This is a genomic window from Sagittula sp. S175 (genome assembly GCF_049800975.1).
Taxonomy (GTDB): Bacteria; Pseudomonadota; Alphaproteobacteria; order Rhodobacterales; family Rhodobacteraceae; genus Sagittula.
Genome location: NZ_JBNAGB010000021.1, coordinates 1 through 18,714 on the forward strand (window position 1 = coordinate 1; position 18,714 = coordinate 18,714).

At 67.4% G+C, this 18,714-nt stretch carries 13 protein-coding genes and 2 pseudogenes; 12 read left to right on the forward strand and 3 right to left on the reverse strand.

The window, feature by feature from the left end:
• From ACP16H_RS20345 to ACP16H_RS20355, 3 genes and pseudogenes are all read left to right on the forward strand, one after another.
• A partial coding sequence (locus ACP16H_RS20345; RefSeq protein ID WP_425074141.1) for a transposase occupies positions 1-73 on the forward strand: 73 nt, incomplete at its 5' end.
• Positions 74-146: 73 nt separating this feature from the next.
• Positions 147-263 (forward strand): annotated as a pseudogene (locus ACP16H_RS20350) (IS5/IS1182 family transposase); the annotation flags it as partial.
• A 569-nt stretch (positions 264-832) separates the two neighbouring features.
• A pseudogene (locus ACP16H_RS20355) lies at positions 833-1,036 on the forward strand (IS5/IS1182 family transposase); the annotation flags it as partial.
• 69 nt (positions 1,037-1,105) lie between these two features.
• Here ACP16H_RS20355 and ACP16H_RS20360 read toward each other — a convergent pair.
• Positions 1,106-2,083, reverse strand: a complete 978-nt coding sequence (locus ACP16H_RS20360; RefSeq protein WP_425074076.1) for a replication initiator protein A — start codon at positions 2,081-2,083, stop codon at positions 1,106-1,108.
• 464 nt (positions 2,084-2,547) lie between these two features.
• On the opposite strand from ACP16H_RS20360, the gene ACP16H_RS20365 reads away from it, so the two are divergent.
• From ACP16H_RS20365 to ACP16H_RS20380, 4 genes are all read left to right on the forward strand, one after another.
• Positions 2,548-3,930 carry an AAA family ATPase gene (locus ACP16H_RS20365; protein ID WP_425074077.1) on the forward strand — a complete coding sequence of 461 codons (1,383 nt, stop codon included), beginning with the start codon at positions 2,548-2,550 and terminating at the stop codon, positions 3,928-3,930.
• Positions 3,931-4,038: 108 nt separating this feature from the next.
• Complete coding sequence (locus ACP16H_RS20370) at positions 4,039-5,076, forward strand: nuclease (RefSeq protein WP_425074078.1); 1,038 nt, start codon at positions 4,039-4,041, stop codon at positions 5,074-5,076.
• Positions 5,077-5,162: 86 nt separating this feature from the next.
• Complete coding sequence (locus ACP16H_RS20375; RefSeq protein WP_425074079.1) at positions 5,163-7,346, forward strand: glycosyltransferase; 2,184 nt, start codon at positions 5,163-5,165, stop codon at positions 7,344-7,346.
• Complete coding sequence (locus tag ACP16H_RS20380; RefSeq protein ID WP_425074080.1) at positions 7,343-8,533, forward strand: hypothetical protein; 1,191 nt, start codon at positions 7,343-7,345, stop codon at positions 8,531-8,533. The genes ACP16H_RS20375 and ACP16H_RS20380 overlap by 4 nt, the downstream gene beginning before the upstream one ends.
• Before the next feature lie 95 nt (positions 8,534-8,628).
• Here the strand turns inward: ACP16H_RS20380 and ACP16H_RS20385 are convergent, their stop codons facing one another.
• Positions 8,629-9,447 (reverse strand): ABC transporter permease, encoded by an 819-nt coding sequence (locus ACP16H_RS20385; protein WP_425074081.1) that lies wholly within the window; start codon positions 9,445-9,447, stop codon positions 8,629-8,631.
• An 84-nt stretch (positions 9,448-9,531) separates the two neighbouring features.
• Here ACP16H_RS20385 and ACP16H_RS20390 point away from each other — a divergent pair, with 84 nt between their 5' ends.
• Both ACP16H_RS20390 and ACP16H_RS20395 read left to right on the forward strand, forming a co-directional pair.
• Positions 9,532-10,911 (forward strand): hypothetical protein, encoded by a 1,380-nt coding sequence (locus ACP16H_RS20390; RefSeq protein ID WP_425074082.1) that lies wholly within the window; start codon positions 9,532-9,534, stop codon positions 10,909-10,911.
• The gene (locus ACP16H_RS20395; RefSeq protein WP_425074083.1) at positions 10,908-11,576 is read left to right on the forward strand and encodes an ABC transporter ATP-binding protein; all 669 of its coding nucleotides are present in this window, start codon (positions 10,908-10,910) and stop codon (positions 11,574-11,576) included. The genes ACP16H_RS20390 and ACP16H_RS20395 overlap by 4 nt, the downstream gene beginning before the upstream one ends.
• 365 nt (positions 11,577-11,941) lie before the next feature.
• Here the strand turns inward: ACP16H_RS20395 and ACP16H_RS20400 are convergent, their stop codons facing one another.
• A complete protein-coding gene (locus ACP16H_RS20400) occupies positions 11,942-12,871 on the reverse strand; it encodes a glycosyltransferase (protein WP_425074084.1) in 930 nt (309 codons plus the stop codon).
• 302 nt (positions 12,872-13,173) lie between these two features.
• Here ACP16H_RS20400 and ACP16H_RS20405 point away from each other — a divergent pair, with 302 nt between their 5' ends.
• The 3 genes from ACP16H_RS20405 to ACP16H_RS20415 all read left to right on the forward strand — a co-directional run bounded on the left by ACP16H_RS20405 (position 13,174) and on the right by ACP16H_RS20415 (position 18,684).
• Positions 13,174-13,584, forward strand: coding sequence for a hypothetical protein (locus tag ACP16H_RS20405; protein WP_425074085.1), 411 nt, complete (start codon positions 13,174-13,176; stop codon positions 13,582-13,584).
• Between the two features lie 69 nt (positions 13,585-13,653).
• Positions 13,654-16,518: a DUF4214 domain-containing protein gene (locus ACP16H_RS20410; RefSeq protein WP_425074086.1), complete on the forward strand. Its 2,865-nt coding sequence runs from the start codon at positions 13,654-13,656 to the stop codon at positions 16,516-16,518.
• A 156-nt stretch (positions 16,519-16,674) separates the two neighbouring features.
• Positions 16,675-18,684: a DUF4214 domain-containing protein gene (locus tag ACP16H_RS20415; protein ID WP_425074087.1), complete on the forward strand. Its 2,010-nt coding sequence runs from the start codon at positions 16,675-16,677 to the stop codon at positions 18,682-18,684.
• Positions 18,685-18,714 lie beyond the last annotated feature (30 nt).

Below are 18,714 nucleotides of genomic sequence, written 5' to 3' on the forward strand. Positions count from 1 at the left end.
GGACCGGCTCAGCTGGATGCGCTTCTGCGGGCTTGGCATCGCCGACACGGTTCCGGATGCGCACACGCTGTAGGATATCTGCGAAGCACTGATAAAGTGCTGATGCGCTCGATGCGCTGTTCCAAAAACTCGCCTACGCGATCAACCAAGCGGGTTTTATCCCGCGCGCCGGGCAGATCATCGACGCCAGCCTCATCGCAGTCCCGCGCCAGCACAACTCCGACGGCGAGAAGGCCTTGATCAAGGCGGGCGCCGGACCAGCCCGCCAAGGCGGCGCAGAAGGACACGGACGCGCGCTGAACCGTCAAGTATTCCAAGGCGAAGACCCGCGCGGACGGAAGCAAGCCAGTCGATCTCGCGATCCCGACCTTCGGTTACAAGAGCCATATTTTCATCGATTGACAGAACGGCATCAGCCGCCGTCAGATCATCACCGACGCCGCCCAGCACGATGGTGCCCGTCTGCGCAAAGGTCTGATCCAGACGGCCAACACAGGGCGCCGGGTCTGGACGGATGCAGCCTATCAGTCGGCCGAGAACTAGGTCTGGCTTGCAGCCCATGACATGGTGAGCGCGTTCCACCGCAAGAAGCCACGCGGTCGTGTATCGACCCAGTGAAAACCTGCTCATGCTACAAGGGAGAACGCAGCCATGAGTAAGACGATGGAAGACAGCATCAAACGGTGGACGGCGAAGCGGAAGTGCGCACGCCTGACACCAAACCGGGCAGAAAACCCACCCAGCAACCGAAAACTACCGCGATAGCGGGCGCAAAATGCTATTCGCCAAGACGACCGTGGGCAGCAGGGCAGGTTAGCGGAGGTGTCCAACTCTTCGGGCCACCCGGTTCTATGGCAGTGCCTTCTGGAAGAGGTAGACAGGATACCACGCCCGTAGCCGGTTCGAAGCGAAGATGCGCTGCCTAAAGGCCTTCGGCGAACGCATCGCTACCCCGACCGCCGAAATCCACATCCGCATCGCACTCATAAACCGCTTCAACGCACTCGGCACTACCGAGATCGTTCGCGTGGCATGACGTCAGTGGGGTAAGGGATAGCCACGCTTCAGGCGTGAGTTCTGCAACAACGCCGTCTAGAACACGCGATCAGGACACGCGTTTACTGACCCATCCCAAGAAAGCCTTGCCCGGCGACTTCAGCGGTGCGCGGCCCGACGTGGCCCACCAGGCGCGCCATTCGGCCTCGAGCGCATAGACATCGGCGCCGGGGGCGCGGCGGCGGGCCTCCACCAGTACCTCGGTCGACAGGGGCGGCAGGTCCGGGCCCTCCTCGATCACGCCGCGGCGGGCAAAGCGGATCATGTCGTCGGCCTCTTCGGTCATCTCGTAATCGGGCAGGTTGCCCTCTTGAATCATCTTGCGCATGGCGGCGCGGAACACGCGTACCGGCGCGGCGCTGCCCGCCTTCTTGTGCAGCAGGCCGACGCCAATCTTCCACTCGCGCTGCCGGCCGCAATGCTTGCGCACCAGTTCGTAGATTCGCCGCTCTAAAGGTTTCCTGAGCCGGAAATACTCGCGCGAGAGCGTCAGCACCGACCGCGCCTCGACCGCGCGGAACAGCCAGTCCGAGAGGGTCACGCTGACCGACAGCATCCGCCCGCCGCGCGACTTGCGCACGATCTCCCAGGCCTCGATCAGGCCAAAGCCGCGGGTGGTCTCGATCCCGCCGGTCTCGATGTTCGTGGTGATGCGCGTGCCCGCCAGCCGCTCGAAGGCCTCCTTCAGCCGCATGTAGGCATCGCCGCTGGTGTCGCGGTTCGTCGCGACGAGCAGGTCATGCGCCGTCAGCGTCAGCTGCCGCGAGATCGCCCGCCCCGCGTTCACCGCCGCCATCAGCTGGCTCACGCAGTAGATCAGGATGTCCTTGTCGTGGATCGTCGCCCGCCCCCTGACCGAAGGGGTCACGGTGATCTCTGCCCCGTTGTGCTCGTAGCTCAGCACCCGGGTGTCGGGCTTGGTCGAAAGCGAGAAGATCGGGTGCTCCATCGACGCAAGATCCCCCTTGGGGGATGCGTCGAAGATATCGCAGACGAAGAGGTCGCCCGCCGCGGATGCGCTGCTCATGAAACTGCCTGTACACTGCCTGCCCCCTTGTTTTCGTTCCGGTTTGTCCGGAATCGGTTCGGGGGTTCAGTGACACCCTAGAGTTATCCACAGCCCCGGTCTACCACCTGTCGGACAGGGTGCCGGATTTTCGGGGGAGCAGAGTCACCACAACGGGGGATCGGAATCGGGCAAACGTGGGATCAGAGTCACCCCTGTCCGAAATCTTTCCCGAAGCCTTTGGATTCAGGGACTCTTTGCAGGACAGCAATACCCCTTAACGAGTCTTATAACCTTGATTTAACAGGTCAGCCGTGATCCCATCGCAACAACCCCCCAATCACCCCCCTTGAAAACATGGAAAAATCCGCAATGTGTGCGCATTCCACTTTCATGTGCGCTGTTTTCAGGTATCATCCGAAAAACAGCGCACATCAGCGCGAACAGCGGTCAACGATACCGTTTGCGGACAGCGAGCATATACAATGAAAAACAGTGGGAAACCGCCCTATGTCGGACTCGATCCCGACATCGCCGCCACCCAGCTGGAGGCGCCTGCCTCCACCGCCGACTTCGCCCGCATCGCGCGCGCCTGCGCCTCGGGGCGGCATGACCTCGAAAGCCGCGGGCTGGAGGAAAACGGCGCGCGTTCCCTGCGGCTCTTCTCGACCTGGGAGATCACCCGCTACCTGATCCCCGTCGCCACCGGCCATTTCCGCCGCGTGCTGAAGGAGAACCCCGACCTGCCCCAGGGCCTGTCGGAGACCAGCGGCGGGGCCAAGTGGTTCACCCTCGACGAGGTGTTGAAACTGCGCGCCCATTTCGGTGCCAAGGGGTCGAAGGCCAAGGACTACCGCCCCTACCGCCCCGAAGGGCTGCCGGCCAAGATGCTGGCCGTGGCGAACTTCAAGGGCGGCGTGGGCAAGACCTCGAGCGCCGCGCACCTCGCCATGTCCGCCGCGCTCGACGGCTACAAGGTCCTCGTCATCGACCTCGACAGCCAGGGCTCCATGACCTCGATCTTCGGCGGCAAGGTGCAGGACGAATGGCAGACCGTCTTCCCGCTGCTGGCCCGCCACTACGCTCGGACGCTGCAGACCGACAACCAGGCGCGCGTCAGCCGCGGGGATGCCCCGCATCCGCTCGACGATACGCTCTCCGCTGCGCTCGACGTCAATGCCACCGACCTCGTGCAGAAAACCCACTGGCCCAACATCGACCTGATCGGCGCGCAGCTGAACCTCTACTGGGCGGAATTCCAGATCCCCGTCTGGCGCATGAACGCGCGCGGCTGGCGGCTCTGGGACGCGCTGACCGAGAGCCTCGAGGCCGATGGCATCCTCGACCAATACGACCTGATCTTCCTCGATACGCCCCCTGCGCTGGGATACCTCACGATCAACGGGCTGGCGGCGGCCGACATCCTGCTGGTCCCCCTCGGCGCCTCCTTCCTGGAATTCGACTCCACCGGCCGCTTCTTCGACATGCTGCACGCCACTTTCGGCAGCATCGAAGAGGCCGAGAACATCGCTGCCCGGGCGCTCGGACGCGATGGCCTTGCCTTCGAATGGGACGCGGTGCGCGCCCTCATCACCCGCTACGACAGCAACCAGCAGGCGGAACTGGCGGCGCTGATGCAAAGCTACCTCGGCCCCACGCTGTCCCCTCACCGCCAGGGATTCACCGCACTGATCGGCCAGGCGGGCGAGCAGGTGCAGGGCATCTACGAGGCCGACTACCGCGACTTCAACCGCGAGACCTATGCCCGCGGCCGCGAGACCTTTGACGCCACATGGGCCGCGGTGAAAAGCCTCGTCATGGGCGCCTGGCGGCGCGATGAGCTGGCGATGCAACGGGCCGCAGAATGAGTTTCGCGTGCGAAACCCTTCGCGGCGGCGATGCCTGCACCGTGCGCCCGGTTCAGACAATCTTGACCACGTTTCCCACACTGGTCCCCACCCAAAGGAGACCCTGACATGGCCAAACGCAAGCGCCTGACCCCGGCCAATCCGGCCTTCATAGCCCCCGCACCAGAGGTCAAATCCGCCTTCCCGGCGGCCCCTGCCTCGATGCGGGCGCCCATTGCCGACGTGGCGCGCGAGGCCTCCAGCACGGCGGCGGTCGAGGAAATGGCCGAGACCCTGCGCCGCGCGCGCGAAGGCGGGCGCATGGTGATCTCGGTGCCTCTGACCGAGATCCAGACCGACTACCTCGTGCGCGACCGCGTTTCCGTTCCCGGCGAGGAACAGGCGGCGCTGATCGAAAGCATTTGCCGCCGTGGCCAGCAGACCCCGATCGAACTGGTGGACCTAGGCGAAGATGCCTCGCCCCGCTACGGTCTCATCTCCGGCTGGCGGCGGGTCTGTGCGCTGCGAGAACTGCAGCGCGGTCTGGGCGACCGTTATGCCGAGGCGCTGGCCCTGCTCCGCCGTCCGAAGGAATCCGGTGACGCCTACCTCGCGATGATCGAGGAAAACGAGATCCGCGTCGGCCTCAGCTACTATGAACGTGCCCGCATTGCGCTGAAGGCGGTGCAGCAGGAGGCGTTTGCCGACGAGTCAGAGGCGCTGGCGGTGCTGTACGAAAACGCATCGAAGGCGAAGCGCTCGAAGATACGCAGCTTCATGGGGGTGGTGCGCCAGATGGATGGAATCCTGCGGTTCCCGGCGGCCATCGGCGAGCGCCTGGGCCTGCAGATGGCGCAGGCGCTGGAGGCGGATCAGGACCTGTCCACCCGGCTGCGCGATCTGATCCTGCGCAACGATCCGGCGGATTTCGAGGCGGAACAGAGCCTGATCCGCGCGGAACTGGCCCCGAAAAAACCGACCAAACCCAAGGTGCAGGATACGGCCCCAAATCCCGCCCAACTGGCCGACACGCCCGCCCCGGGCCGGACCACCGCCCCCATCCATCTGCGCAGCCACGGCCCGCATCAGATCGTGCTGGAAGGGCGCGGCGTCGACGAGGCCTTTCGCCGCGATCTCGAAGCCTGGCTGGAGGCGCGAAAAGGCTGACCGCCGAAGGGCTTCTGGAAACCCTTTGTTGGTAAAGTGCGGGTTAAGACTGGGGGGATCCCACAGGTCGTCCCAGGAAGCCCGCCTTGTACCGCCGCGCCCGCCGACTGTTTTCCATCTATGCCGCCTGGCACCTGCCAGAGGCACCGCGCCATCCGCGTCTGTCCCGGCTGCGCCTCGTTCCGGGCTTCTTGTTCAAGGGCGCGCGGGTGCTGCCGCATGCGCTGCGCTGGCTCAGGCAGCGTGACCCGGTGGCCCGCGCGCAGGTGAAACGCGCGCTGGGGCTGCATGGCCGCGACACGCGGTTCTTTGATACGCGCCTTTTCGATCCCGCCCCCCGGCCTGCCCCACCGCGCGGCGCAGCGGTCACGCTGGTCATGCCGGTCTACGGCAACCTGCCCCTCGTGCGGCAGGCACTGGAGCGGGTGGCGCAGTACACCGACCTGCCCTGGCGCATCGTGCTGGTGGACGACGCTTCTCCGGACGAGGAGACGCGGGATTTCCTGCGCGACTGGGCCGGGCGGCATCCCACGCATCTGATCGAGAACGGTCAGAACCTCGGCTTTGTCGGCAGCGTGAACCGGGCGCTGGACCTCGCGCGCACATGGGATGACCCGGTGGTGCTGCTGAATTCCGACGCGCTCCTGCCGCCTGCCTGGGCCGCGCGCCTGTTGCGCCCCTTGTGGGAGGACGCCACCGTCGGCTCCGTCACGCCGCTGTCGAACGATGCCGAGCTGGGGTCGGTTCCCTTGGCGGGCAAGGCCAGCAGGGTCACGCCCGAGGCCGCTTTGGCGATCGACAGGGTGGCACGGGGACTGAACGGTCGGGCGCAGGTGCGCGCCGCCGCCGGGGTTGGGTTCTGCATGGCGCTGTCCCGCGCCGCGCTGGAGGTGGAGCCGCGCCTCGATCCGGTCTTCTCCCCCGGTTATGGCGAAGAGGTCGACTGGTGCCAGAAGACCTTTGGTGCCGGGTTCTCCCATGTCTATGTCCCCGACCTCTACGTCGCCCATGTGGGCGGGCAAAGCTTTGGTCAGGCCGCGAAACAGGCTCTGATCCAGCGCAACTCCGCCGTTCTGACCCAGCGCTACCCGATGTTCGACACCGAGGTGCACGGGTTCCTGCGCCGTGATCCGCTGGCCTCGGCACGGCTGGCGCTGGGGCTCGCGCGGGCCGAGGCGGTCCGCCGCGCCCCCCTGCCCGTCTACCTCGGGCACAGCATGGGCGGCGGGGCCGAGACCGACCTGAGGCGCCGCATCGCAGGCGACCTGCAAAAGGTTGGCGCCGCCATGGTGATCCGTGTCGGCGGCGCCTGCCGCTTCACGCTGGAACTTTGGGACAGGCTGGCAGGGGATACTCCTGCCGTCAGCCTGCAAACCGCCGATCCCGGTGTCATCACCCGGCTGCTCGCTCCGGTGACGCAGCGCACCATCGTCTATTCCTGCGGTGTGGGCGACAGTGATCCGCTGACCCTGCCCGACCTTCTGCTGCCGCTGCGCCGCCCCGGCGACGGGCTCGAGGTGCTGGTGCATGACTTCTTCCCGCTCTCGCCGAACCATGTTCTGCTGGAAGACGGCGAGCAATGGCGCGGCCTGCCGGACCCGGCACAGGCCTCGTCCCGGCACGAGACCCGCCGCCCGAATGGCGCCCCCGTGCCGCTGTCGGTCTGGCGGGTGCACTGGGGGCGGCTGGTCCATGCCGCCGACCGGGTGACCTGCTTCAGCGCTTCGTCTCAACGGCTGGTGCAGGAGGCCTATCCCGGTGCCGCCACGGTGGTCCGTCCGCATGTCCTTCCTGTGCCGGTGCCGCGCCTGCCGCATCCCGGCGGACGGCCGGTGCTGGGGATCCTCGGCAACCTCGCACCACACAAGGGCGCGCGGGTGGCCTCGGGTCTCAGCCGGGTTTCGGGGCGGAACAGGGACTGTGGACTGGTGCTGCTGGGCGATCTGGATCCGGCCTATCGGTTCCATGCTCCGGCGCAGCTGCACGGGGCCTATCGGGTCGAGGACCTGCCCGCATTGGCCGCCCGCTACGGCATCACCTGCTGGCTGATTCCCTCCCTCTGGCCCGAGACGTTTTCCTTCACCACGCACGAGGCGCTGGCCACCGGCCTGCCCGTGATGACCTTCGAGCTTGGCGGACAGGGAGAGGCGCTGAAGGCCGCTCTGGCCCATGGTGCCGAAGGTGCGCTGCTGCCGCTCGACTGGGCCGAGGACCCCCAAGCGATCCTCGCGCTGGCAGGGCATCTGTCACAGCGCCGGGCTGTGGCATGATCTGGCCGCTCAGGGCAAAGGTCCTCCTGCCGTCGCGCATCGTCCTGCACGTGGGCGCGCCGAAATGCGGCAGCTCTGCGCTGCAGGCGGCGCTGTCGGCGCGGCCTATCCTTGCGCTGCCCGACGGTGGACAGATGTGCTACACCGCCCGGGGCAGTGGCTTGCGTAACGAGGTTTTGACTGGTCCCCGCCTGCAACAGGCCGCCGAGGCGGCGGTGCATGGCTACCTGAACTGGCCGGGGCGCACACGCGAAGTGTCCCCGCCGCGCTACCACGCCGCGCTTGACCGGGCCGTTCGTGGGACCGAAGGCGCGCCCCCCATGCTGTCCAACGAAGGCTGGATCGGCCGCGCGACCGAATTCGCCACCCACCTGCCCCAGTGGTTCGATGGCCGGACCCGCGTCGATGTCTTCGCCGCCGCCCGCCCGCCGCTGGAATGGCTCAACGCCGCCTACTGGCAATGGGGCGTCTGGACCGGTCAAGGCATCGACGACTGGCTGGAACGGCAGGTGATGCCCTACCGCCTTGGGTCCGATCTGGAGGCCTGGGCTGCCCTGCCCGGCGTGCGGCTGCATCTCGCGCTGACCCCCGACGTAGTGGCAGATTTCGCCGAGCGTTTCGGTGTCGCCCTGCCCGCCGATCCGACCCGGCGCAACGCTGCCCTGCCTGCGGCCATGGTGGGCTTCCTCATCCGCAACCGCCGCTTCCGCCGCAACGCGCATGACAGCGCGGTGGACTTCGTGCTGCAACGCTGGTGCAGGCCGGAGGTGGCGCCGGAGCTTTGGGCGCAGAAGCTCTGGGCCCTGGGGCCGCAGCACGTGCAGGCTTTGCGCGGTCCGCTCCGGGCCGAGGTCGACCGCCTCATGGCGCTGGTCCCCGAAGAGGAGGTCGAGGAGGCACTCTACCTCCGCCCGGGCTGGCGGCGTGAGGCGCCCTACCACTCCCTGTTGCGGGCCCCCCAGGCCCGACTGCACGACCCCGAGGAGCTGGTGCGCCTGCACCACCTGCTGTGTGATTCCGCCGCTCTGGCAGCCCAAGCCGCAGGCCGACGCCTGCCCCCCTTGCCCCCGCCCCCGGGCGTGACCGGCCCGCATGGCCCCCGCGACGCCCCCGTCGCCCGCGTGCTCGACGTGTTGCTGGAGATGGATGTCGCATGGCGCAAACACCGGCTGGCGCAGAGCGCATGACGTTTTCCACGGGCGGGCAAAGGTGGGGCATTTCCCGGACCAAACGCGGTCGGTTTCGCGCGCGAAACCGATGGGGGGGCTCTGCCCCCGCCTCGTCACAACTCCAGCAGCATCTTGTGATCGCGGCGCAGCAACAGAAGCCCCGTCACCAGTGTGCCCAGGCCCACCGTCAGCAGGTAGACTTCGGACACGTAGGGCGCATCATAGCTGGCGTAGAACCCGCGTCGCATCAGCCCCACGAGGTGGATCAGCGGGTTATACCACAGCCAGTCCCGGAACGGCTGCGGGATGCCGTCGAACAGGAAGAACACGCAAGACAGCAGGAACAGCGGGCGCATGGCGATGGACCAGATCCGCTGCCAGATCGGAAGGCGCACGGTCAGGTAGCTGTTCAGCGTCCCCACCCCCAGCGCCAGCAGCGCCGCCAGCCCGTAGGCCCTAGCGATGGTCAGCCCGTCCGGTTGCACCCGTGTCTCGAACACCAGCATGATGCCGCCCAGCACGATGTAGCCCACCATGAGCTGCGTCATCAGGTTCAGCACGAAACGCGCCAGGATCGCGTCGACAAAGGTCACCCGCGGATAGGCCAGCAGCTGCTTCGAGTAGTTCAGTGCCTGCGCCAGCTTTCCGGTGATGTCGGTGAACAGGATGAAGGGCAGCATCCCCGTGGCATAGAACATGGCAAAGCTCGCCCCCAGCGCCGGGGCATGAAAGCTCATGGAGAACACCACCGTCAGCAGCGCGATGCCCGCCACCGGCTCCAGCACCGCCCAGGCATAGCCGCCCGGAGAGCGCCCGTAGGTCGTCGCCATCTCGCGCAGGATCAGCGCGGCGATGGCGCGCAGCGTGGCAAGCCGTGGCAGCCTGCGGCGGCGCGCGGGACGGGGGGGAAGCGGGGCGGGAATGTCGGTCATGGCGGCGCGTGGGATTGGAAAGGCTCCCCAAGTCATGCCGCGTAAAGGTTTCTTAGTGGTTTATAAGCCATGTTTGCGGGAACGATGACCACGACGGACGATCCCGTGAGCCAGGTGAAGAAGATCCCGCAAGACCCCGGGGCCCGCCCCGCGCCCCCCGGTTCGGTTCCAGATATCGCCGGGGAGGACAGGCTGCTGGCCCAGGCCGAGAAAGCGCTGCGCTCGTTGCACCCCGCGCCGCAGCCCGGCACCCGCATCACCGGGGAGGGCCAAGGGCAGGGGCAGGCGAAGCCCGATCCGAAACCCGCGCAGACGGCTGCCAGGTCCGGGCCCAAGCCCATGGCGGGCGCCGCCCGGCTGAAGCGGCGGCATCGCTCGGTGCTGCTCAGTTTCCTTCTGGGCGTGTTGTTGCCGGTGGGCTGCGTCGCCTGGTACCTCTGGGCGCGGGCGGCGGATCAATACGCCTCGACCGTGGCGTTTTCCGTGCGGACCGAACAGCCGAACTCGCCGCTGGAACTGCTGGGTGGTCTGACCTCGCTGTCGGGATCGTCGTCCTCGGACACGGATATCCTGTACGAGTACCTGCAAAGCCAGAAGCTGGTGGCGGACATGGACGCGCAGATCGACCTGCGCGAGCTCTGGTCGAAACCGGGGGCGCGCGACCCGTGGTTCGCCTTCGACACCTCCGGCACGGTAGAGGACCTGGTCACCCAGTGGGACCGCATGGTGCGCATCTCCTACGACGATGGCGCCGGGCTGATCGAGGTGCGGGTGCTGGCGTTCGACCCGGGTGACGCGCAGCTGATTGCGCGGGCGCTCTACAACCACTCCACCCAGATGATCAACGAGCTGTCCGCCATCGCCCGCGAGGACGCCATCCGCTATGCCCGGCAGGACCTGCAGGAGGCGCTGGAGCGGCTCAAGATCGCGCGCGCCGCCGTCACGCGTTTCCGCAACGAGAACCAGATGGTGGACCCTTCGGCGGATCTTGCGACGCAGACGGGGTTGCTCAGTTCCCTGCAGCAGCAGTTGGCGGACCTGTTGATCGAATATGACCTGCTGTCGCTGCGCACCCGGCCCGACGACCCGCGCATCGCCCAGGCTGAAAGCCGCATCGAGGTCATCCGCAACCGCATCGCCGCCGAGCGCCGCAAGCTGGGGCTGGCGGGCGGTGGCGCGGCGGGCGAGGAGGTCTATGCCAACCTCTTTGGCGAATACGAGCGGCTGGTGGTCGACCGCGAATTTGCCGAGCGCAGCTATACCACCGCGCTGGCCAGCTACGACGCGGCCCAGGCCGAGGCCCGCCGCCAGAGTCGCTACCTCGCGGCCTACGTGAAACCCACCCTGGCCGAGAGCGCGCGCTTTCCGGAGCGTGGCGTTCTGCTGGCGCTGGCGGGGCTTCTGATCCTGCTGGTCTGGGGCACGCTGGTGCTGGTGCTTTATGCGCTGAAGGACCGGCGGTGATCCGGTTCGAAAACGTCACCAAGCGCTACGCCACCGCCGGCCAGGTGAAGACCGTGGTCGAGGGGCTGACCCTCGAGGTGCCGAGCGGCCGCGCCGTGGGTCTGCTGGGGCGCAACGGCGCGGGCAAGTCGACGCTTTTGAAGATGGTCTCGGGCGCGGTGCTGCCGACCTCGGGGCGCATCGTGACGACGGGGCTGGTGTCCTGGCCGGTGGGCTTTGCCGGGTCGTTTCACCCGGACCTGACGGGCCTGCAGAACTGCCGCTTCGTCGCGCGCATCTATGGCGTCGATACCCACGAGCTGGCGGATTTCGTCGAGAAATTCGCCGGGCTGGGAATGCACTTCCGCCTGCCGCTGAGGACCTATTCCTCGGGGATGAAATCGCGGTTGGCCTTTGGCGTGTCCATGGGCATCCACTTCGACACCTACCTGGTGGACGAGATCACCGCCGTTGGCGATGCGGCCTTTCGCGAGCGATCCGACCGGCTGTTCAAGGCGCGGCTGCGGAATGCCGGCGCTGTGGTGTGCAGTCACTCCATGCCGCAACTGCGGATGCTGTGTGACTGCGGCATCGTGCTGGACGAGGGGCGGGCGCTGTTCTTTGACACGATCGATGCTGCCATCGCGCAGCACCAGGAGAACATGGCCCGGCTGGCAGCAGCCTGATCCGCGACCAAGCAAGCGCTTTCTGGAATGACCGCAGATGGGGTGCGCCTGGAACGGTGAGGGGGGGGGCGTCACGTCGCGTTTCGCGACATGAGCTTGCCCACTGGCCGCGTTTGCGGGGACAAACGCGACCGGTTTCGCGCGCGAAACCGACGGCGGCGTGACCCCAGCCCCCCGAGGGTATTAGTGAAACTAACGAAGGACAGGGATGGCGCCTGGATTTCTTCTTGGTCCAAATATTCCGGGCAGACGCCGAAGGCGGCGGGGGCAGAGCCCCATACCATCTGCCAAGGATGCCAGGCGGTTGTGGGAACAAAGGCTTGCGGTTTCGCGCGCGAAACCGGCTCTGTTTCGGCGCGAAATGCCTAGACGCGGCCCAGGGTGGCAGCGAGGTGCAGGACGGTATCCGCAGCGACGTTGAATCTCTTGACGCCAAGTCGCGTCAGCCGCAGGGCGCGCAAGGGGCCGCAGCGGGGGGCCATGTCGAGGGCAGCAAGCAGGGCGCGGGTTTCGGGTGTCAGAAAGGGCAGGGCGCGCAGAAGCGCCGCGCGGTTGGCGCGTTGCATCGCGGGGCCTTCGGGGCCAAAGACCCGGGAGAGGCGGGCCAGCCGGGACAGCGCCCCGCGCGGTGCGCCCAGCACATTGCCACCGTGCTGGCGGTAGTCCAGCATTACGCGTGCATCGTGGATCACCTCTCCGCCCGCGCCGGTCAGGAGCAGGTAGAGCCACCAGTCGTGGAACGGCACCTCGACCGGGCCCACCGACCGCACCAGCCGCAGGGCGGCGGCGGTCAGCACGGCGGAATGGCCGGAGACGCGGTTTTCCACCAATGCATTGCCGAACGAGGCTGCACCGTGGAAGGACCGGGAGGGACCGAGGGGCCTTCCGTCTTCGGTCACGTGGCGGCTGCGGGCGCTGTAGATGGCGGGACCTTGGGCGTTTTCGAGGTGTAACAGAGCCTGCTTCAGTTTCTCGGGATACCAGAGGTCATCCTGGTCGGAGAGGGCCACCGGGCCGTCCGGCACATCGGGATCGCAGAGCAGGTCGAGGAAATGCATGGACGCCCCCCAGCGCCCGCCCCGCCGCGGACCTTGTCGCAGGCGCACCCGGTCGGGGTGGCTGGCGCGAAACGCCTGCAGGATCGCCGCCGTGCCATCGGTCGAGCCATCGTCCGAGGCCACCAGCCGCCAGTCGACGCCGCGTTGCGCGGCGATGGTGTCCAGCTGTTCCTGCAGATGGGCCGCCCCTTGATGGCAGGCCATGAGGATCGTCACGGGCGGAAGGGCAGGGGGCATGATCGGGCCGGTCGTGGAGGGCGTTCTGCCCAGCCTGCGCGGTAAAGGTAAAATTTTGGACAATCTCCCTTTTGCCGCCGCAGGTTTTACCGACCGCTGCCGCAGGGAGCCGGGACTCTGCAGCGACGCAGGCAAGCGCGAACAGGGCAGGGTCGCGATGGGGACCCCGCAAAGAGCAATGACTACAGCCCCCGGACGGGGCAGGGGTAACCACGGGCATGGTGCAGCTGACGTATTCGGGATCCTAGTCCTCGGGGGCGCTGTCGCCTCTTGCGGGGATCACCGACCTGTTGACTTTGGAGGTGAACCAGAGACTGTTCCTGGTCTCCAGCAGCAGGGTCTATGGCGAACTCGCCAGCTGGGAATGGACCGGCGCGGGACTGGTGCTGCGCGACACGAAGCCCCTGTCGGGGACCTCGGCGCTGGCGGCACCGGGCGGGCTGGCGGTGTTCTTTGCGGCGGGGCTGGGGGCGTTTTACAGCTTTGGCGGCGCGGGCCGCGGGCTGGAGGGCTATCGCGTCACCACCACCGGGCAGATCGCGTCCCTTGGCGATCAGGGCGCGGGGGCCGTCACGCTGACTGACATCTCCTCGCTCGAGGCGGTGGTGGCGCAGGACGGGCGCGACGTGATGCTGGACTTGGGCGGGGGTCTGCTGGTCTTCGACGATACCGACCTCGGCGATCTCTCGGCGGGGATGTTCCTGCTGGAATAACGCCATGGAAACCCTTGCCCGGCTAAAAGCGGTCCGGGTGTGGGCGTGGGGCCCCCCGGGATGGGCCATATGACGATTGACGATCCGCGGTATGGCGCGCAGTGGCATCTGGCGCTTTTGGACGGAATAGAGACTGTCTGGAGCGATTACAGCGGCGCTGGCGTGCAGGTCGGCGTCTATGACGACGGCATGGACCAGACGCACGAGGACCTGGCCGCAAACTACAACGCCAGCCTGCAGTTCAGCGGCACGTCCTTCACCGACGACGGGCGGCATGACAGCACATGGGACGGCCATGGCACCGCCGTGGGCGGGCTGATCGCGGCGGCGCTGAACGGGGTGGGGGGCGTCGGTGTGGCTTGGGGCGCGCGGCTGACCTCGGTCGACTACCTCGGCAGCCTGCAGGGGCAAAGCTTTGCCACGCAGCTGGAGGCGCTGCGCCATGCCGCCAGTTTCGACGTGGTGAACCAAAGCTACGGCGTGCAGGCCAGTTACGACCTAGGCGGCGACATCGGCGACGTGAACAGCTGGGCCTGGCAGGAGGCGCAGGCCCTTGCCATCGCGGTCACCCAGGGGCGCGGCGGCCTCGGCACCGTGCTGGTCAAGGCAGCGGGGAACGAGGCGCATGACGCCACGCTGACGGCACAGGGGCTGCTCGGCAATGCAGCGGGCGAGGGGCACAATTCCCTGCACACGGTCATGACCGTGGGGGCCTTCGACGCGCAGGGCCGGGTAGCGGATTATTCCAGCTGGGGTGCGAACCTGTGGATCTCGGCCCCGGCGGCCTCGCACACCACGGATGTGACCGGGGTGGGGGGCTATGCCTCAGGGCGCTACACCAACAGTTTTGGCGGCACCTCGGCGGCGACGCCGGTGGTCGCGGGCGTGGTTGCCCTGATGCTCGAGGCCGCCCCGGGGCTGGGTTATCGCGACGTGCAGCAGATCCTGGCCCTGTCGGCGGCGCAGACCGGGTCGGCCTATGGCGGCGCGGGCACGGGCTTCGAGCGCGGCGACTGGCGGGCGTTCGGGGGCGAGACCTGGAACGGCGGCGCCCTGACTTGGCACGCCAGCTACGGCTACGGCGCGGTGGACACGCTGGCGGCGGTGCGCATGGCCGAGGCCTGGGGCCTGTGGCAGGGCGCGGCGCAGGTGGAACAGAGCCTGATACGGCAAGGCTATGCCGCCGCGCCCTTTGCCACCATCCGCAATGACCGCGCCCTCGCCGAGGTGGTGATCACCGTGGACGAGGGCGTGGTGATCGAACATCTCTACGTCACCGTCGACATGGATCACGCCCGCGTCGGGGACCTGTTGGTGGAACTGGTGACGCCCGGCGGGCAGGCGCTGGTTCTGTCCGACCACGAGCAGGGCAGCACCGCGATCTCGGACGACTGGACATTCGGCGTGGCGGCGCTGGCGGGCATGGCGGCGGGCGGGCAATGGCGGGTGCGGGTGACCGATACGGTCTCGGGCAACGCGGGCACGCTGAACCGTGCCACGCTGGACGTGCTGGGCCATGCGGCCAGCGTGAACGATGTCTGGACCGTGACGCAGGACTTTCGCACGCTGGCGGCGGTGGACCCGGGGCGTGCGGTGTTCGATGATATGAACGGCGGCACGGACTGGCTGAACGCCGTGGCACTGGGGGCAAATGTGACCCTGACATTGGGGAAAACTGGTCTCGATGGCGCGTTGAGCGTGGGGGGTACCCGCTGGTCGAGCCTGACGGATGGTATGATCGAGAATGCCGCCACGGGCGATGGCAACGACGTTCTGACCGGCAATGCCATGGCGAATATGCTCCAGGCTGGGCGCGGACATAACGTGCTGCGCGGCGGTGGCGGGGCGGACGACCTGTCGGGCAGCGGCGCGACCAACGTGCTGGTGGGCGAGGTGCGGGGCCTCTACGGCGCGGCAGAGTCCGACCGGGTGTTCCGCCTGTTCGACGCGGTGTTCGACCGCGCGCCGGGGCTCGACGGGCATCAGGGTTTTACCGCGCAGCTGGCGGCGGGGATGCTGAGCCTTGGCCAGCTGGCGGGCAACCTGACCGCCTCGGCGGAGTTCGGGCTGCGCTACGGCGCGACCTCGAACACCGAGTTCATCACGCGCCTGTTCCAGAACGTCTTTGCCCGCGCGCCCGCGCCCGAGGGGCTGGCCAACTGGGTGGCGCAGCTCGATGGCGGGCGCACCCGCGGCGAGGTGGTGGCGCTGTTTTCCGAGTCCGTGGAACACGTGACCCTGACCGCCACGGCGCTGGCGCGGTTCGACCTGCATGACCCGACCGAGTGGACCGGGGTGGTCTATCGCCTTTTCGGCACGGTGCTGGGGCGCGAACCGGCGCCGCAGGGGATGCTGGACTGGATCACCACGCTGTCGGACGGCGCGGCGCTGCGCGACGTGGTGACGGGCTTCGTCGCCGGGGCGGAATTCCAGGCGCGCTACGGGGCCACGGATGACGAGGGGCTCATCACGCTCTTGTTCCGCAATGTGCTGGAGCGCGATCCGGCGCCCGAGGGGCTGGACAACTGGACCACCGCGCTGGCCAATGGCATGACCCGCGCCGAGGTGGTCGAGAGCTTCATGAACAGTCTCGAATACACCGCAAAAGCGGCGCTGGGGCTCGAGGCCTTCATGCGCGGCTACGGTACGGATGACCTGTTGCAGGCGGGATCGGCGCGGGCGGTGCTGTCGGGCGGACTGTTCGCCGACAGCTTCGTGTTCGAGCGGCAGGCGGGTGCGGTGCAGCAGGTGACCGACCTGGAACCTTGGGACGCGATCGTGCTGCGGGGCTTCGGCTATGCCGACGAGGACGCGGCGCTGGGGCATTTCACACAGGCGGGGGCGGACGTGGTATTCTTCGATCAGGGGATGGAGCTGCGCTTCCTCGACACGCCGCTGGCGATGATCGACGCCGGGATGATCGCTTTGGCCTGATCGCTCTGGCCTGACGGGTCAATCAACACAGGTTGAGAAGAGATTTACGGATGGGTCGCGCGCCTTGCGCAATCGGGACCCAATCCGGCCACGTTTCCTGCCGATTCTCGGCGCGTCAGAGGGGCTCAACCGGGGGGCCAGAGGAGACGTGACGGGATGGATGTCGCGACGGCGCTGGAACGTTACATGCTGGGGCTCGTCAATGCCGAGCGCGCGGCGCATGGGCTGTCCGCCCTGAAGCTGGAACAAAACCTCAACACCTCGGCCGATCACCACAGCCAGTGGATGACGGACACCGATACCTTCAGCCACACGGGGGCGGGGGGATCGACCCACACCGACCGCATCCTGGATGCGGACTTCAACCTGCTGGGCAGCTGGCGCACGGCTGAAAACATCGCCGCTGTCAGCGTTTCGGGGCTGAGCAGTCTCTATGACGAGGTCGACCGCCTGCACACAAACCTGATGAACAGCCCGACGCACCGCGCCAATATCCTCGACCCGAACGTGACCTATATCGGGCTGGGCATCGTCGTGGGGCCGATGACCTATTCCAGCGGCAACACCCTGCAAAGCGTGCTGGTGACGCAGAACTTTGCCGCCACCAGCCGCGGCATCGTCGACCTGGATCTGGCGGGCGGGAATGGCGCCGACACCCTGACCGGCGGGGCCGGGGACGACCATCTGCAGGGCGGCGGCGGCGCCGACCGGCTGGTCACCGGCAACGGCGCCGACACGGTGCTGGCGGGCGCGGGCGACGACCGGATCGAGATCGGGCGCGGCGTGGGCCTGAAGGTGATCGACGGCGGCACCGGCACCGACCGGGTGGTGCTGTCCATGACGCAGGGCGCGGCGGCCTTCTCGCTCCAGGATGGCGGGCTGAAGGTGGATACGGCCTATGGCTCCCTCGCGCTCGACGGGGTGGAATGGCTGGAGTTCGACGACGGCGCGGTCTCGGTCGACAGCATCGTGACTGCCTTGACCGTCCCGGCGCGCACGACCCGCGTGGGCGGGGCAGGCGACGACCGGCTCGAAGGCACGGCAGGCGACGACCTGGTAAAGGGGCAGGGCGGGGCCGACACGCTGACCGGAGGCGCGGGCCGCGACGTGCTGGTGGCCGAGGCGCGCGGGCTCTACGGCACCGGGGAGTCCGCTCAGGTCTATCGCCTTTTCGACACGGTGCTGGGGCGTGCGCCCGGCGTGGACGGGCACCAGAACTTCACCCAGCAGATGGCCTCGGGCGCGCTCAGCATCGGCGATCTGGCGGCGGGGCTGGTGAACTCGGCGGAATTCGCGCTGCGCTACGGCGACACCGACAACGCCGAGTTCGTGACGCTGCTCTATCAGAACGTCTTTGGCCGCGCCCCGGCGCAATCCGGGCTGGAGGCCTGGACCGCCGTGCTGGACAGCGGTCGCAGCCGGGCCGAGGTGGTGCGCGACTTCTCCGAAAGTGCGGAACACGTGCTGCGCACCAAGGCGGGGCTGGAGGCGTTTGAAACCGCGAAGGATCAGGCGCAATGGTCCGACGATGTCTACCGCCTGTTCGGCGCGGTCTTCGACCGGGCGCCGGGCGCGGCGGGCTTTGCCGACTGGACGAAGGCGCTGGCCAATGGTGGCGATCTCGACGCTGTGGTGCGCGGCTTCACGGCGTCTGCGGAATTCCAGATCCGCTATGGCAACACCACCAATGCGGAGTTCGTCACGCTCTTATTCCAGAACGTGCTGGACCGCCCGCCTGCCGAGGCGGGTCTGAATGCCTGGGTGGGCCTGATCGAAGGCGGCATGACCCGCGAGCAGGTGGTACGCGCCTTCATGGACACCCCGGAATATGTACTGAAGACCGGGCCTGAGCTGGTGGCCTACATGCGCGGGCTGGGGCAGGACGATGTGCTGGAGGCCGGGGCCGGCGACAGCGTGCTGTCGGGGGGCATGTATGCCGATGCCTTCGTCTTTGGCGCGGCGGATGACGGTACGCATCAGATCACGGATCTGGAGGAATGGGACGTGATCGCCCTGAACGGCTTTGGTTATGCCGATGCCTCCGAGGCGCTGGAGTATTTCACGCAGGTGGGCGAGGACGTGGTCTTCGAGGATCAGGGCGTGCGCATCGTCCTGAACGACTGGACGCTGTCGGAGATCACACCAGAAATGATCGACATCGCCTGAGTTGCGATGAAGCAGAGCCTGCCAGACAGG